Below are 15,738 nucleotides of genomic sequence, written 5' to 3'. Positions count from 1 at the left end.
ATCGCCAACTGGACCATCCCCGGCAAGATGGTGAAGGGCATGGGCGGCGCGATGGATCTGGTCGCCGGCGTCAAGAAGGTCATCGTCGTGATGGAGCACGCCAACAAGGCGGGCGAATCCAAGGTGCTGGAGCGCTGCACGCTGCCGCTGACCGGGGCTGGCGTGGTCGACCTCATCGTCACCGATCTCTGCGTGATGAGCTGCGCCAAGGAAAACGGCGGCGGCCTGACCCTGGTCGAGCTCGCGCCAGGCGTCACGCTCGACGAGGTCAAGGCCAAGACCGGCGCACCCTTCACCGTCGCCCCAAGCCTCGCAAAGGCCGCGTGAGCGGGTTCCTTCGCTCCAGGCCGGCGACGACCCCAGCCATGCTGGCCGCGTTCTCGGACGCGGCCACGTTGCGTTCTGCGCTCGCATTCGAGGCCGAACTCGCACGCGCCGAGGCAGCCGAGGGTCTGATCGACACCGAGACTGCCGAAACGATCGCGGTGCTCTGCGCCACGATCACGATCGACCCCGCCAAGCTGGCGGAAGAAGCGGCGCTCGCCGGCACGCTGGCGATTCCCTTGGTGGCGCGCCTGCGTGCCGCCCTGAGCGGCGAGGCGGCCAAGGTCCTCCACAAGGGCGCGACCAGCCAGGATGTCGCGGATACCGTTCTGGCCTGCCAGATTCGTGCTGCGAGCAGCCTGCTCGACCGCGACCTGACGCGCATCACGGCAGCGCTGGCCACCCACGCGCGACGCCATGCCGAAACCCCCGCCATCGGCCGAACGCTGTTGCAGGACGCATTGCCGATCGGCTTCGGCCTGCGCATCGCGCATTGGCAGGCCGGTGTGGCGGAAGCTGCGAGCCGCCTCCGCAGCGAAGTGGAAACAGGGGCGACCTTGCAATTCGGCGGTGCCGCCGGCTCGCGTGCCGGTCTCGCCGGCAAGAGCGCGGCTGTCTCCGCCCGCCTCGCCGCGGCGCTTAACCTGCCCGATGCACCGCCCTGGCACGCGCGCCGCGGGGGCATCGCCGGGATCGCGACGGCGCTCGCCATTGCGATCGGCGCGCTCGGCAAGATGGCGCGCGACGTCTCGCTTCTCGCGCAGAACGGTATCGGGGAGGCCCGCGAGCCGGCGATCCCCGGCCGCGGCGGCTCATCCGCCATGGCGCATAAGCGCAACCCGACCGGCTGCCAGATCGCGCTCTCCGCCAGCCTGCGCGCACCCGGCCTCGCTGCCGGCATCCTCGCAGGCCTCCCCGCCGAGCAGGAACGCGGCCTCGGCGGCTGGCAGGCGGAAGGCCCGGCGCTGGCCGAACTGTTCCTGCTCGCCGCCGGCGCGGCCGATGCCATGGCGGCGGTCGCGGAAGGGCTGGAGATCGACGAGGCCGCCATCGCCCGCAATCTCGCGGCAGCCGGCCTCGGCAGCGACATCGGCGAGAGTGCAGGCTTGGTCGCCACTCTGCTCGCGCAAGACGATCGAGGAACGGACGATGCCTTTCGCAGCGAGCAATGACGCCCGCATCTACTGGAAGCTCGAGGGCACGGACGACAAGCCCGCCCTCGTCCTGCTCAACTCGATCGGCACCGATCTCGGTTTGTGGGATGCGGCGATGCCCGCCCTGCTCACCGCCTTCCGGGTGCTGCGGCTCGACACGCGAGGCCATGGCGCCTCCGATGCGCCGGGGGGCGACTATTCCCTCGCCCTTCTGGCCGACGATGTCGCCGCGGTCATGGACACAGCCGGCATCCCGCAGGCCGCGATCGCCGGCGTCTCGCTCGGCGGCATGATCGCGATGGAGCTGGCGCTGTCCCGGCCCGAGCGCGTCTCGGCGCTGGCGCTGATCTGCACTTCCGCCACCATGGACAAGGCGGCCTGGCAGGACCGGATCACCAAGGTCCGCACCGGGGGCACTGCGGCGATCGCCGATCTCGCCATGCAGCGCTTCCTCTCGCCCGCCTTCTCCGCCGGCCAGCCGGCCATCACGGAGAGCGTCCGGCGCAACCTCGTCGCCATGAACAGCGAGGGCTATGCCGGAGCCGGCGCCGCGATTCGCGACATGGAGCTGATCGACCGTATCCCCAGCCTCACCTGTCCGACTCTCGTGATCGTCGGCGAGCGCGATGCTTCCACGCCCTTCGCCGGCCATGGCGAGAACCTTCTCGCCGCCATGCCTGGCGCGACGCTTGAGCGGCTCGATTGCGGCCATCTCGCGCCGCTCGAAGCCCCCGCCACGCTCGCCGGCGCCCTGCGCGCCTTCCTCTCGCCCGGTCCGGATACTCAGGACGCGGCAGAAGCCCTGTTCGAAGCCGGCCTCAAGAACCGCCGCCGCGTGCTCGGCGACGACTGGGTCGACCGATCGCTCGCCAACCGCACGCCGTTCAATGCCGATTTCCAGGCGATGATCACCCGCATCGCCTGGCAGGAGATCTGGAGCCGACCCGGCCTCGACGACCGTACGCGCCGCCTGCTCGTCCTGGCGATCACCGCAAGCCTCGGCCGCTGGGAGGAATTCCGCCTCCATGTCCGCGCCGGCCTGACGCGCGGCGGCTTTACCCGCGACGACCTCAAGGAGGTGCTGATGCAGACGGCGATCTATGCCGGCGTCCCCGCCGGCAACAGCGCCTTCGCCGAGGCCGCCGCGGTAATGAAGGAGATCGAGGCGGCCGGGTAAGTCGTCTCAGGCCTTCGCTCGGTAATCCGAAGGCGACACGCCCGCCCGCTTGGCGAAGAACCGCGAGAAATAGGCGGGATCGGTGAAGCCGAGCCGGAACGAGATCTGCGAGATCGACATCGCGGTATAGACGAGGTCGCGCCGCGCCTCGATCATCAACCGGTCCTGGATGACCCGCGCGGCGGAACGGCCGAGCAACTCCCGGCAAGAGCGCGACAGATGCGGCACGGAGACGCCGAGTTCGCGCGCGTGATCGTCGAGCGAGTCATGATGCTGGAACCGCATCTCGACGCGCTCGACGAAACGGCGCACGAGCCCGGCGCGCGGGTCCTTGGCCGGCTCGCCACTGGCCTTCGCGCCGCGCATCGCCCGCACGAACCAGGAAGCGATGAGATCGGCATAGGCCCCGAGCGAAAACTCGCGCGCCGGCAGGTTGGCGGCAAACTCGCGCATGGCAAGCTGCATCAGGGATTCGAGCATTGTCGCCTGCGCGCCTGACGCAGCCACCGACAGCACGGCCGGCGCCCCGAGCAGCGAACGCGCCTCCGGCTCGCTCTCGAACAGCCGCCTCAGCGAGGTCGCGGCCGCGCTGGCGACGAAACCGTCCGTATCTTCCAGAAACGCGAATTCATGGATGGTCGAGGGTGGCAGCAGGAGGGCCGCGCCCGGCGCAAGCCGATGGTCGCGCCCGTCCACGCGCGTCCGCCCCCCGCCCTGCGTGACCAGGAAGAACTGGAAGAGGTCGTGATGCAGATGCGGCTGGATCGTCCAGCCATGGAGCGAACTGCGCGCCACGATCGGCTCGATATGGAGCGCGTCAGGAAAGCGTTCCGCCAGACGCTCGCCATAGAGCCAATAAGCAGGGACGATGGTCGCGGGCATGCCGACCTCAGGATCGATTTGTCCAAGACACTGCGCGTTTCCTCCATTCCGTCAACTGCCCGTCAGGGCTTAGCCTCTTCACGCGGATCGAACGGTGCAAGCCGATCGCTTCGCGGGAGGCAAAGAAGAACAATGCGGACGCAGGTTGCAATCATCGGCGCGGGGCCCGCGGGATTGCTGCTCGGGCAGCTCCTGTCGCGCGCCGGCATCGACAACATCATCCTCGAACGGCGCAGCGCCGATTACGTGCTGTCGCGCATCCGTGCCGGCGTGCTCGAACAGGGCATGGTCGACCTCCTGCACGAGGCTGGCGTCGGCGAGCGGCTCGATCACGAGGGCCTCGTCCATGACGGCTTCTCGCTCGCCTTCGGCGGCACGCTCCATCGCCTCGATCTGAAAGACCTGAGCGGCGGCAGGACGGTCACCGTCTACGGCCAGACCGAGGTCACGCGCGACCTGATCGAAGCCCGACAGGCGCTCGGCCGCCCCACGGTCTACGAGGCCGAGAACGTCGCGCTCCATGATTTCGACGGCGCCGCGCCGCGCCTGACCTTCCAGGAGAACGGGGAGCAGCAGGAGCTGCATTGCGATTTCATCGCCGGCTGCGACGGCTATCACGGCGTCTCCCGCGCCTCCGTCCCGGCGGGCTCCCTGCAAACCTTCGAGCGCGTCTATCCCTTCGGCTGGCTCGGCCTGCTGGTCGACAGACCTCCGGCTGCTCATGAGCTGGTCTACGCCAATCACGAACGCGGCTTCGCGCTTTGCTCGATGCGCTCGGCCGAGCGCAGCCGCTACTATGTGCAGGTCCCGCTCGAAGAGAAGGCGAGCAACTGGTCCGACGACGCCTTCTTCGACGAACTGCGCCGCCGCCTGCCGGCCGAGGTCGCCGAAGCGGTGATAACCGGCCCCTCGTTGGAGAAGAGCATCGCGCCGTTGCGCTCTTTCGTCGCCGAGCCGATGCGTTTCGGCCGGCTCTTCCTGGCGGGCGACGCCGCCCATATCGTGCCGCCGACCGGCGCCAAGGGCCTCAATCTCGCCGCCAGCGACGTGCGCTATCTCTTCGACGCCTTTCGCGAGCATTATCGCGAGGGCTCGAATGCCGGGCTCGACGGCTATTCGGCCCGGGCGCTCGCGCGCGTCTGGAAAGCCGAGCGCTTCTCCTGGTGGATGACCAACCTGCTGCATCGCTTCCCGGAGCGGGACGGCTTCGATCAGCGCATTCAGCAGGCCGAGTTCGATTATCTCGTGCATTCGCGCGCGGCAGCGACGGCCGTCGCCGAGAACTATGTCGGCCTGCCCTACTGAAGGCCGTCTTGCCCTTGCGGCAGAAAATTGCGTTGGTGACGACAAGAGGCTTGGCGCCATGGCGGCGACCGGCCCGAAGAGCTAAAGCAGTGCCGAGTCAGGCAGGATCGGGAGGAGATGGAATGACCAAGGGTTTCCTGAACAGGTTGCTGCCGGCCGGAGCGCTGGCGCTGGCCGGAGCGCTCACGCTCAGTGCTTCCGCCTGGGCCGATACGATCAAGGTCGGCATCATCGGGCCGTTCTCCGGCCCCTTCGCCCTGCAGGGCAAGAATTTCCAGGCCGGCGCCGAGGCCTGGCTGGCCCAGAACGGCAAGACCGTCGCCGGCCACGATATCGAGCTGGTCTATCGCGACCTGCCGACCGCCAATCCGCAGCAGGCCCGCGCGCTGGCGCAGGAGTTGATCGTCCGCGACAAGGTGCAGTATCTCGGCGGCGTCTATTTCACGCCGGATGCGATGGCGATTACCCCGCTGCTGAAGCAGGGCAATGTCCCGCTGGTGATCTTCAACGCCGCGACCTCGGCGATCATGAATTCCTCGCCGCTGGTCGTGCGTACCTCCTTCACCCTGGGGCAGACCACGACGCCGCTCGGCAAGGCGGCGGTGGAGCGCGGCGTCAAGAAATTCGTCTCGATCGTCAGCGATTACGGCCCGGGCGTCGATGCCGAGGGCGCCTTCAAGAAGGCGATCGAGGCGGCCGGCGGCGAGGTCAAGGAAGCGATCCGCATCCCGCTCAACACCACCGAGTTCAGCCCGATCATGCAGCGCATTCGCGATGCCGGGGCCGAGGGCGTCTTCGCCTTCCTGCCGTCGGGCCCGCCGACGCTCGGCTTCGTCAAGGCCTTCAGCGACACCGGCCTGAAGAAGGCGGGCGTCAAGCTCTTCGCGCCGGGCGACCTGACCCAGGAATCGGACCTGCCGGCCCTGGGCGAGGCGGCGGCCGGCCTGATCACCTCGTTCCACTATGCGGTCTCGCATGAATCGGAGATCAACAAGCGCTTCGTCGCCGCAGCCGAGAAGGCGATCGGTGCGCCCGATCTGCTCTCCTTCCCCGCGGTCGGCGCCTATGACGGGATGTTCGTGATCTCCAAGATGATCGCGGCCACTGCCGGCAAGCAGGATGCCGAGAAGGCGGTCGAGGCGGTCAAGGGGCTCGGCTGGGAAAGTCCGCGCGGCCCGGTCAAGATCGATCCGGAGACCCGCCACATCACCCAGACGATCTATCTGCGCGAAGTCGCGAAGGATGCCCAGGGCCGCTGGATCAACAAGGAGATCGCCAGCGTGCCGGAGCAGAAGGACCCCGGCCTGGCGAAGTAATACCCTCAGCCTGAAACGCGGCGGGAGCATGCGAGCTCCCGCCCTCCGCTCCCGTTCGACGAGGCCCGCAGCATGCAGACCGCGCTGAGCATCGCCATGGACGCGCTGGCCTATGGCATGGCGCTGTTCATCATCTGCATCGGCCTGTCGCTGACCATGGGCCTGATGCGGGTGGTGAACCTCGCCCATGGCGCCTTCGCCATGATCGGTGGCTATATCGCCTCCTATGCGGCGCGCGATCTCGGCCTCGGCTATGCCTTCGCAATCGTGCTCGCCATGATCGGCACGGTCATTATCGCCGTGCCGCTGGAGCGGCTGCTCTATCGCCGCATCTATGATCGTAGCGAGCTCTCTCAGGTGCTGATGACGATCGGCATCACCTTCTGCGTCATCGGCATCACCAACTATTTCTTCGGCCCGACGCTGAAGACCATTCCCCTGCCGGCAGAGCTCGCCCGCTCGGTCGACCTCGGCTTCCGCAGCATCGCCGGCCACCGGCTCTTCGTCATCGCGAGCGGCCTCGTCGTCGCCGGGGGCCTGTGGTTCCTGATCGAGCGCACCGGCTTCGGCATCCATCTGCGCGCCGCCGTCGAGAACGCGCCGATGGCCCGGACGCTCGGCATCCGCACCGAGATCATCTATGCGGCGAGCTTCGCGCTGGCCATCGGGCTTGCCGCCTTCGGCGGCGTGGTCGGCGCCGAGTTCCTGCCGATCGAGCCCTATTACGCGCTGCGCTACATGGTGACCTTCCTCGTCGTCGTCTCGGTCGGCGGCGCGGGCTCGATTGCCGGCGCGCTGGCGGCCTGCCTGCTGCTCGGCGCCATCGATGTCACCGCGCGCTACCTCGTGCCGGATTTCGGCAATTTCTTCTTCTATCTCGCGGTGATCCTGGTGGTCTGCGCCTTCCCGCGCGGCCTGATGGGGCGGGCGCAGTAAATGGCGAGCGGGATGCCCGTGCCCGCATCCACAGGCCGCACGCTCGGCCGCGATCTCCTCGGCCTCGCCCTGATCGCGCTCGTCGGCCTCGCCGGCTACTGGCTCTTTCCCGATAACCTCGCCTTCCTGACCCGCGTCATCTCGGTCGCGCTGCTCGTGCTCTCGCTCGACCTCATCGTCGGCTATTGCGGCATCGCCTCGCTCGGCCAGGGCGCGCTCTATGGCGCAGGCGCCTATGCAGCCGGCATCGCCTGTGTCCATGGCGTCACGGACCCCGTTCTGCTCATCCTGATCGGAGCCGCGGCGGGCGCCGTCATGGGCCTCCTGATGGGCGCGATCATGCTGCGCGCCCACGGCCTGCCGCAGCTCGTGCTCTCGATCGCCATCGTCCAGCTCCTGCACGAGGCCGCCAACAAGGCCTCCTCGATCACCGGCGGCAGCGACGGCCTCTCCGGCATGAGCCCTGCCCCGCTCTTCGGCCTCTTCGAGTTCGATCTCTGGGGCCGCAGCGCCTATCTCTTCGGCCTCGGCCTGCTCCTGATCGTCTTCGCCGTGCTGCGCTTCGTCACGCGCTCGCCATTCGGCATGGTCTGTCGCGGCCTGAAGGAGGACCCGCTCAGGATCAGCGCGCTCGGCATCTACGCCTTCCCGGTTCTGCTCAAGATGTTCGTCATCTCCGGCACTGTGGCCGGCATGGGCGGCGCGCTCGCGGCCATCGCGACGCAGGTCGTGGGGCTCGACAGCGTGAGCTTCGAGGTTTCCGCCAATGCGCTGGTCATGCTGGTGCTCGGCGGCATCGGCCATCTCTATGGCGCGCTGATCGGCACGGTGATCTTCATGGCGCTCGAGCACATCGTCGCCGCGATCAACCCGTTCCACTGGATGACGCTGGTCGGCGCCGTGCTGATCGCCATCGTGCTCTTCGCCCCGCGCGGGCTCTCCGGCACGCTCGATGAACTCGCCCGACTGTTGACGCGCGACCGCTGGAGGGCCGGCCGATGAGCGCGGTCTTCGAAGTTTCTGGTCTCTCCAAGGCGTTCGGCGGGCTGAAGGTCAACAGCGACATCTCGCTGGCGATGAACGAGGGCGAGCGCCTCGCCCTGATCGGCCCGAACGGCGCCGGCAAGACTACCTTCGTCAATCTCGTCACCGGCCGCATCCCGCCGAGCGCGGGCAGCGTCCATCTCGCGGGTGAGGACATCACGAGCCTGGGCGCCGTGAAGCGCGTCAGGCGCGGCCTCGTCCGCACCTTCCAGGTCACGCGCCTCTTCCCGGACATGACGCCGGAAGAGCATGTCGTCATGACAATCCTGCAGCGGCTCGGCCGCGCGACGCGCATCCTCGCCCGCTTCCACGGCGATTCCGCAGCGACGGACGAAGCCGCCGAAATCCTCGCCACGCTCGGCCTGACCGAGGTCGCCCGCCGCAAGGTCGCGACGATCGCCTATGGCCAACAACGCCTGCTGGAGATCGCGATCGCGCTGGCGCAGCGCCCCAAGGTGCTGCTTCTCGACGAGCCCGCCGCCGGCGTGCCGTCCAGCGACACGCCGCGCATCGAGGAAGCGCTGGCAAGGTTGCCGGCCTCGCTCGCCGTGCTGATGATCGAGCACGACATGGACCTCGTCTTCCGCTTCGCCAGGCGCGTGGTCGTGCTGGCCGCAGGCGAGCTCATCTTCCAGGGCCTGCCGGCCGAGGTCGCCAGGGACCCCAAGGTCCGCGAAGCCTATCTCGGGAGCTATGCCCATGCCGGCAGCTGAGCTCGACATCCGCAACCTCAGCGCCGGCTACGGCCAGACCCATGTGCTGGAGGATGTCTCGTTTTCGGTGCCAGCGGGCGGGCGCCTCTCCATCCTGGGCCGCAACGGTATGGGCAAGACCACTCTGATGGCGAGCCTGATGGGGCTGACCCGGCGCTACGCCGGCAACATCAGCCTTGGCGGGCAGGATATCACCGCGCTCGGCACGGCGGCCCGCGCCCATGGCGGCATCGGCCTCGTCCCGCAGACCCGCGAAATCTTCAAGGGCCTGACGGTGGAGGAGAACCTCTTCGCTGGGCTCAAGGGCCGCCCACGCACGGCGATCGAGGAAGCCTATGCGCTCTTTCCCCGCCTCGGCGAGCGCCGACGCAATCTCGGCTCCCAGCTCTCCGGCGGTGAGCAGCAGATGCTGGCGACGGCGCGCACGATCCTCGGACAGCCCTCCGTGCTGCTGCTAGACGAGCCGCTGGAAGGTCTGGCTCCGGTCATCTGCGACATGCTGATGGAAGCTTTCGGCCGCCTTGCCGCGAGCGGCACGATGACCATCCTCTTCGTCGAGCAGCGGCTGGAAAGCGCGCTGGCCTTCGCCGAGGACGTCATCATCCTCGAACGCGGCCGGATCGTCTGGTCGGGCAGGCCGGATGCGCTGCGCGCCGATGCAGAGGTGCTCGAACGCTATATCGGCGTCGGCGGGCTGCACTGAGCTTCACCGCGCCCTAGCCTGACCGTCATGCTCGGGCTTGACCCGAGCATCTCGTGCCGGAGGAGGCTCCGGCACCCTTCCTGCCTGAGATTCTCGGGTCTGCGCTTCGCTTCGCCCGAGAATGACACGTAAGCCTTACACCACCAGATCGAGCGGCGGCACCGGCTCGCCGCGCGAGACGTGCTGCATGTTGGCGAACATACGCTTCACCACCGGCGCGAAATTGTCGGACGCCATGGCGGCGAGATGCGGGGTCGTCACAAGGTTGTCCAGCGTGAGCAACTGGCTGTCCGCCGGCAGCGGCTCGATCTCGTAGACATCCATCGCCGCCCCCGCGATCTCCTTCGCCCGCAGCGCCGTGACGAGATCGGTCTCGTTGACGACGCCGCCACGCGCGCAATTGATCAGCACCGCCGTCTTCTTCATCTTCCTGAGCGCCGCGAGGTCGATCAGGTCCTTGGTTTCCGGTGTCAGCGGGCAATGCAGCGAGACGACGTCGGCCTGCGTCAGGATCTCCTCCATCGAGGCATGCTTGACGCCCAGCGTCGCTTCCTCGGCGGCATCGAGCGGGGTGCGCTTGCTGTAGAGGATAGTACAGCCGAAGCCTTTCAGAAGCTTGGCGAAATTCTTGCCGATCGCGCCAAAACCGACGACGCCGACCGTTTTGCCCGAGAGCGTATAGGTGTCGGACGGCAATTGGCCCGTGCGCCAGTTGCCCTTCTTCAGCTCGGCATTGCCATAGGCGATCAGGCGGAGCGTCGAGATCGTCAGGCCGAGCGCAAATTCGGAGACGGCGACCGCATTGGAGCCGGTCGTGCGGGCGACCTTGATGCCGAGCTCCTTGGCCGTCTCGATATCGATATTGTCGTAGCCGACGCCCCATTTATGCAGGAGCTTCAGCTTCTTCGCCGCGCGCAGCACATCGCCGGAGACCCCGACCTGGCCGGAAATCGCGTAATCGGCCTCGGCAATGATCTCCTTCATGTGCTCGTCGCCGCGGGCGGTGCCATGGGTCAGCACGAAGCCATCCGGCAGGAATTCGCGCAGGCGGTCGGCCCGCTCGGGCGTGGTCATGTCGAGGAGGCAGATGGTCTCGGGCATGGGATGGTCCAGTCGAAAAGATCGGGTCAGATGGTGAAGCGGGCGCCGGCGCGGGCGAGCCCGCCGGAGATGGCGACGGGCGTGCCGTCGGCGCGCCAGCAGGCGGCGCCGGTCAAGGTGCCGTCCGGATTGAAGGAGATGGCATTCATGCCGCCGGCGACGCGCGGCGAGCGCACGACCTTATGGCCACGCGCGACCAGTGCCTGCGCCACGGCCTCGGGGATGGCTTCCTCGAGTTCGAGCACGCCGCCCTCGGTCCAGACGCGCGGACCCTCGACCGCCTCCTGCAGGCTCATGCGGTGGTCGATCAGGTTGACGATCGCCTGCAGCGCCGAGGGGAAGATGCGCAAGGCGCCGGGCAGGCCGAGCGCAAAGGCGATCCGGCCGTCCTTCAACGCCATCATCGGCGCCATCGAGGTGAAGACCCGCTTGCCCGGCGCGATCGAGAGCGCGCGGCCGGGATGCGGGTCGAAGTTGTACATGTAGTTGTTGGCGATCATGCCGGTGCCGGGGATCTGCACGCAGGCGCCGAATAGCCCGTTGATCGTCTGCGTCGCGCTGACGACATTGCCCATGGCATCCGCGACGGTGACATGGGTGGTGTCGGCGGATTCGCCGCCGGAGAGCCCGGCCGTCCAGCTCTTGGCCTGCCCCATCTCGATCAGGGCGCGGCGCTCGTCGGCATAGGCCTTGTCGATCAGTCTCGCGACCGGGACCTTGACGAAGGCCGGATCCGCGGTCGCCACGGCGCGGTCGGCAAAGGCGATCTTCAGGGCCTCGGCAAGCAGGTGCACGGCGTCCGTCGAGCCGAAGCCGAGCGCGCCGATATCGTAGCCTTCGAGAATGTTGAGCATCTGCGTGATGTGCACCCCCGAGGACGAGGGCGGCGGCGGGCCAATAATCTCGTAGCCGCGATAGGAGCCGCGGATCGGCTCGCGCAGTTCGATCTTATAGTTCGCGAGATCGGCCTGGTCGATCAGCCCGCCATGGGCCGCCATGTAATCGGTCAGTGCCCGCCCGAGCTTCCCGCCATAGAGCGCCTCAGGTCCCTCCGCCGCGATCAGCTTCAGGCTCGCGGCATAGTCGGACTGGACGAGGCGCATGCCCGGCTGAAGCGGCTTGCCGCCCGGCAGCAGCATCGCCGCGAGGCCGGGATCGCGGGCGAGGTCGGCGGCATTGTCGGTGATGCAGTTCGAGAGATAGGGCGTGACGACGAAGCCGCGCTCCGCCAGTCCGATCGCCGGCTGGAGAACATCGGCGAGCGTCAGCGTGCCGAAGCGGGCGAGCGCCTCGCACCAGCCCTTCAGCGCGCCGGGAACCGCGACCGCCTTGGCCCCGACCACATTCTCGCGGTCGCGCGTGTCGCGCTGCTTGCCGATCTCGTCGGACAGGCAATCATACATGTCGGCCGTCGCCTTGCCCGGCGCGGTCGAGAGATTGTCGATCACGACATGGCGCCCGTCGGCGAGCCGAATATGGCTCAGGCCCCCGCCGAGAATGCCGACCATCATCGGCTCGGCCACCGTCAGCGCGAAGAGCGAGGCGACGGCCGCATCGATGGCGTTGCCGCCGGCGAGCAGGATCTGCGCGCCCGCCGCCGAAGCGAGCGGATGATTGGTGACGACCATGCCGCGCGAGCCGCTCGCCGGCTTCTTCTCGCAGGTGAAATCGGCGACGCGCGGGACGGGGACGGGAGCGTTCATGATTGGCCTCTTCAGCCCTTTGCCGCCGCGATGGCGTCGAGCACCATCTTGGTCGCGCCGGAGATGTCGCCGAGTTTCTCGCCCAGCTTGACGCGGTTCTGCGTCTTCTCGCCGCGCTCCTGCCGGGCGATGGCGGCATCCGCAATCGCCTCGGCCTCGGCGCGGGGCAGCACCAGCACGCCGGATTCGTCGGCCAGGATGACGTCGCCTGCCTTGACCGGGACATTGCCGCAGGAGATCGGCAGGTTGAGCGTGCCGCCGAGATTGTAGAGCCGCGTGGTGATCGGAGACATGCCGCGGCACCACATCGGAAAATCGGAATCCTCGATCTCGGTGAGGTCGGTGCAGGGTCCATCGACGATACCGCCGACCGCGCCGGCCGCCTTGGCCGCAACCGTGACGCCGCCGCCCCAGCAGGCGTGCTTGTCGTCGCCGAGACGGTCGACGACAAGGATGTCGCCCGGACGCAACAGGCCGAGCGTATGGTGCAGCAGGGTCGAATCCTGGCCGGGGATCGCCAGTGTCACGGCCGCCGCGGCGATGCGCTTGCCACGCAGCAGCGGCTGGATGCGGCGATCCATGAAGCCCCAGTGCTGGGAATGGCCGATGGTCGCGGTCTCGACCTTCTGCAGCTTCTCGACCAGCGCGGCCGGCAGCTGCTCGGGCATGGCTTCGATGCGATAATCGGGCATGAGTGTCTCCTACTTTCCAACAGCACGGGCGACGCCGACGAGGCGTTCGACCACGAGAACGACGGCAAGCGTCGCGACGATGAGCACCACGGACAGGGCCGCGATGAGCGGATCGGTGCGGCCCTCGACATAGCGCACCATCTCGACCGGCAGGGTCGAGGCGCGCGGGCCGGCGATGAAGAGCGAGATCACCGTCTCGTCGAAGGAGAGCAGAAAGGACAGGCAGGCGCAGGCGATCAGGCCGGGCGTCGCCAAGGGCAGCGTCACCCGCCGCACCACACGCCAGGGCGTGGCGCCGAGCGTGGCCGCGGCAGCCTCGATATCATCCGGCAGGTTGGCCAGCGCCGTCGCCATCATCCGGATCACGAAGGGCACGGTCACCGTCATATGGCCGAGCACGAGGCCGGGCAGCGTCGCCGTCAGCTTCAATGGCGAGAAGAACAGCAGCAATGCGAGACCGGTAATGAGCGTCGGCAACAGCAGCGGCGCCAGGAAGAAGCCCGTCAGCGCCGCCTTGCCCGGGAACTGGCCTTTCGCCAGGGCAAGCGCCGCGGGCACGCCGACCACCAGCGACAGCAAGGTCACCACCGCCGCGATCCGCACGCTGAGCCAGAGCGCCGTCAGCAGCGGCCCGTTGCTGGCGAGCTGGTTGAACCAGCGCAGCGAATAGCCGGACGGCGGGAACAGGATGAAATTGTCAGCCGAGAAGGCCAGCATGACCACGACGACGATCGGCGCCAAGATCATCACATAGACCAGCGCCGCGAAGCTGGAGAGAACGCGCCCCGCCCCGGTCATCGCTGCAGCCTCCGCGCCACCAGATTGGAGACCACAAGCAGGGCGAGCAGCAGGACGAGGGTGTAGATCGCCAACACAGCCGCAACGGGCCAGTTCGTGTTGGTCGTCGCCTGCTCGAATATCTCGGTCGCCAGCACGAAGACGCGCCCGCCGCCCAAAAGCTTGGGCGTGATATAGGCCGACATCGACAGCACGAAGCCCAAACCCGCCGCGAGCGCGATCGCCGGCAGGCTGAGCGGCAAGGTGATGCGCCGGAAGGTGCGGAACGGCGAAGCGCCGAGCGAGCGCGCGGCTTCCTCCAGCGTGCGGTCGAGCCGGCCGAAGCCGGCGAGCAGCGCCAGGATCATATAGGGCATGATGCTCTCGGCGAGGCCGATGGTGACGCCGGTCCAGTTGAAGACGAGCTTCAAGGGCGTCGAGATCAGGCCGAGCGATTGTAGCGTCGTATTGACCAGTCCGCGATCGCCGAGAATGGCGAGCCAGCCGAAGACGCGCACCACACCGGAGACCAGCATCGGCATGATCGCGACGACGGCGAGCAGCCCACGGAAACGGGAATCGGTACGGAACAGAAAGAGCGAGACGGGATAGGCGAGGCAGAGCGCGATCAGCGTCGAGACCGACGAGAGCCAGAGCGAATTCAGCGTCAGTTCGAAGGTAAAGCTGTCATGGAAGGTCGCGCGCCAGGTCTCCAGCGACCAGGCCTCGATCATCCCGCCAGTCGGCCCGACCTCGTTGAAGGCGTTGCGGAACAGCCCCAGAGACGGCCAGACATAGATGACGAGCAGGAACAGCGTCGCCGGGATCAGCAGCAGCGGCAGGCGGCGCGAGGCGGTCATGACGCCTCGCGCACGAAGACACGGCTTTCCGCCCGCGGCCAGACGATCGCGACCTCGCTGCCCTCGGCCGGTGCGGCCGAGCCCGAAGGCATCTCGACCGTGAGCTGCCCGCCTGCACCCTCGACCAGCACCTCGACATGGTCGCCGACGAAGACGCTGCGCAGCACGCGGCCTGTCAGTCGCGCTGCATCGCCGCTGGCCGGCTCGGAAACCGGCACGATGCGCATGCGCTGCGGCCGGACGAAGAGATCGGCATTCTCGGCGGCCTCGACCGGCACGAGCTGTTCCCAAACGGTCGCGCGGCCCTGTGCGTCGCGCGCCAACGGCAGCACATTGGCGCGCCCGACGAACTCGGCCACGAAGCGCGTCGCCGGCCGGTCGTAGATATCCTCGGCGCTGCCGATCTGGGCGATGCGGCCGCGATGCATCACGGCGATCCGGTCGCACATCGTCAGCGCCTCGACCTGGTCATGCGTGACGAAAAGGGTGGTGATGCCGAGCGTGCGCTGGATCGAGCGGATCTCGTGGCGCATCGCATCGCGCAGCTTGGCGTCGAGATTGGACAGGGATTCGTCGAGCAGCAGCACGGAGGGCTGGATCACGAGCGCGCGGGCCAGCGCAACGCGCTGCTGCTGGCCGCCGGAGAGTTCCTTCGGGCGGCGCTGCTCCAGGCCGCCGAGTCGGACCAGCGCCAGCCCTTCCTGGACGCGCTTCTCGATTTCGGAGCGCGAGGCGCCGCGCTCTTCCAGGCCGAAGGCGATGTTGCGGCCGACGGAGAGATGCGGGAACAGCGCATAGGACTGGAAGACATAGCCCATATTGCGCTTATGAGCCGGCAGCCTGGTGATCTCGCTGCCGTCGAGCGTCATCGTGCCGCGGTTTGGTTCGATCAGCCCGGCGAGCATGCGCAGAGTCGTGGTCTTGCCGCAGCCTGAGGGGCCGAGCAGCGCGACGGATTCGCCCTGCTCCACCGAGAGCGAGACGTCGTCGACCGCGACCGCGTTGCCGTAGCGCTTCTGCAGCCCGGCGAGTTCGAGATAGCTCATCGCCT

General features: G+C 67.9%; 16 protein-coding genes. 9 read left to right on the top strand and 7 right to left on the bottom strand.

The genetic code is table 11. The features are described 5' to 3' along the window. From BLQ70_RS24895 to pcaDC, 3 genes are all read left to right on the top strand, one after another. The coding region (locus BLQ70_RS24895; RefSeq protein ID WP_280140848.1) for a CoA-transferase at window positions 1-327 on the top strand (327 nt) is incomplete at its 5' end. A gap of 38 nt (window positions 328-365) precedes the next feature. Beyond that, complete coding sequence (locus tag BLQ70_RS24890) at window positions 366-1,496, top strand: lyase family protein (RefSeq protein WP_210184353.1); 1,131 nt, start codon at window positions 366-368, stop codon at window positions 1,494-1,496. After that, the gene (gene pcaDC, locus BLQ70_RS26210; RefSeq protein WP_091862914.1) at window positions 1,474-2,655 is read left to right on the top strand and encodes a bifunctional 3-oxoadipate enol-lactonase/4-carboxymuconolactone decarboxylase PcaDC; all 1,182 of its coding nucleotides are present in this window, start codon (window positions 1,474-1,476) and stop codon (window positions 2,653-2,655) included. The genes BLQ70_RS24890 and pcaDC overlap by 23 nt, the downstream gene beginning before the upstream one ends. A 6-nt stretch (window positions 2,656-2,661) precedes the next feature. Here pcaDC and BLQ70_RS24880 read toward each other — a convergent pair whose 3' ends face one another. After that, a complete protein-coding gene (locus BLQ70_RS24880; protein WP_091862910.1) occupies window positions 2,662-3,537 on the bottom strand; it encodes a helix-turn-helix domain-containing protein in 876 nt (291 codons plus the stop codon). Between the two features lie 132 nt (window positions 3,538-3,669). On the opposite strand from BLQ70_RS24880, the gene pobA reads away from it, so the two are divergent. The 6 genes from pobA to BLQ70_RS24850 all read left to right on the top strand — a co-directional run bounded on the left by pobA (window position 3,670) and on the right by BLQ70_RS24850 (window position 9,554). Then, a complete protein-coding gene (pobA, locus tag BLQ70_RS24875; protein ID WP_091862908.1) occupies window positions 3,670-4,842 on the top strand; it encodes a 4-hydroxybenzoate 3-monooxygenase in 1,173 nt (390 codons plus the stop codon). Window positions 4,843-4,964: 122 nt separating this feature from the next. Next, on the top strand, window positions 4,965-6,158 hold the full coding sequence (locus BLQ70_RS24870; protein WP_091862906.1) for an ABC transporter substrate-binding protein: 1,194 nt from the start codon (window positions 4,965-4,967) through the stop codon (window positions 6,156-6,158). A gap of 72 nt (window positions 6,159-6,230) precedes the next feature. Then, complete coding sequence (locus BLQ70_RS24865; protein ID WP_091862903.1) at window positions 6,231-7,094, top strand: branched-chain amino acid ABC transporter permease; 864 nt, start codon at window positions 6,231-6,233, stop codon at window positions 7,092-7,094. Between the two features lie 12 nt (window positions 7,095-7,106). Next, on the top strand, window positions 7,107-8,096 hold the full coding sequence (locus tag BLQ70_RS24860; protein WP_425284638.1) for a branched-chain amino acid ABC transporter permease: 990 nt from the start codon (window positions 7,107-7,109) through the stop codon (window positions 8,094-8,096). Further along, on the top strand, window positions 8,093-8,851 hold the full coding sequence (locus tag BLQ70_RS24855; RefSeq protein ID WP_091862896.1) for an ABC transporter ATP-binding protein: 759 nt from the start codon (window positions 8,093-8,095) through the stop codon (window positions 8,849-8,851). The genes BLQ70_RS24860 and BLQ70_RS24855 overlap by 4 nt, the downstream gene beginning before the upstream one ends. After that, window positions 8,838-9,554 (top strand): ABC transporter ATP-binding protein, encoded by a 717-nt coding sequence (locus tag BLQ70_RS24850; protein WP_091862923.1) that lies wholly within the window; start codon window positions 8,838-8,840, stop codon window positions 9,552-9,554. The genes BLQ70_RS24855 and BLQ70_RS24850 overlap by 14 nt, the downstream gene beginning before the upstream one ends. 135 nt (window positions 9,555-9,689) lie before the next feature. On the opposite strand, the gene BLQ70_RS24845 is transcribed toward BLQ70_RS24850, so the two are convergent. Genes BLQ70_RS24845 through BLQ70_RS24820 form a run of 6 tightly spaced genes read right to left on the bottom strand, consistent with a single transcriptional unit; the run spans window position 9,690 to window position 15,733 of the window. Beyond that, a complete protein-coding gene (locus tag BLQ70_RS24845) occupies window positions 9,690-10,655 on the bottom strand; it encodes a 2-hydroxyacid dehydrogenase (RefSeq protein ID WP_091862892.1) in 966 nt (321 codons plus the stop codon). Between the two features lie 26 nt (window positions 10,656-10,681). Continuing rightward, a complete protein-coding gene (locus BLQ70_RS24840; protein ID WP_091862889.1) occupies window positions 10,682-12,358 on the bottom strand; it encodes a cephalosporin acylase I in 1,677 nt (558 codons plus the stop codon). Window positions 12,359-12,369: 11 nt separating this feature from the next. Then, on the bottom strand, window positions 12,370-13,050 hold the full coding sequence (locus BLQ70_RS24835) for an RraA family protein (RefSeq protein ID WP_091862886.1): 681 nt from the start codon (window positions 13,048-13,050) through the stop codon (window positions 12,370-12,372). Window positions 13,051-13,059: 9 nt separating this feature from the next. Then, a complete protein-coding gene (locus BLQ70_RS24830) occupies window positions 13,060-13,848 on the bottom strand; it encodes an ABC transporter permease (RefSeq protein WP_091862883.1) in 789 nt (262 codons plus the stop codon). Next, complete coding sequence (locus BLQ70_RS24825) at window positions 13,845-14,687, bottom strand: ABC transporter permease (protein WP_091862879.1); 843 nt, start codon at window positions 14,685-14,687, stop codon at window positions 13,845-13,847. The genes BLQ70_RS24830 and BLQ70_RS24825 overlap by 4 nt, the downstream gene beginning before the upstream one ends. Beyond that, complete coding sequence (locus tag BLQ70_RS24820; protein WP_091862876.1) at window positions 14,684-15,733, bottom strand: ABC transporter ATP-binding protein; 1,050 nt, start codon at window positions 15,731-15,733, stop codon at window positions 14,684-14,686. The genes BLQ70_RS24825 and BLQ70_RS24820 overlap by 4 nt, the downstream gene beginning before the upstream one ends. Window positions 15,734-15,738: the final 5 nt, after the last annotated feature.

This window comes from Allobosea robiniae (assembly GCF_900102525.1).
Lineage (GTDB): Bacteria > Pseudomonadota > Alphaproteobacteria > Rhizobiales > Beijerinckiaceae > Allobosea > Allobosea robiniae.
The sequence above is the reverse complement of the archived record's forward strand: the minus strand, read 5'-3'. Positions and strand labels throughout refer to the sequence as shown.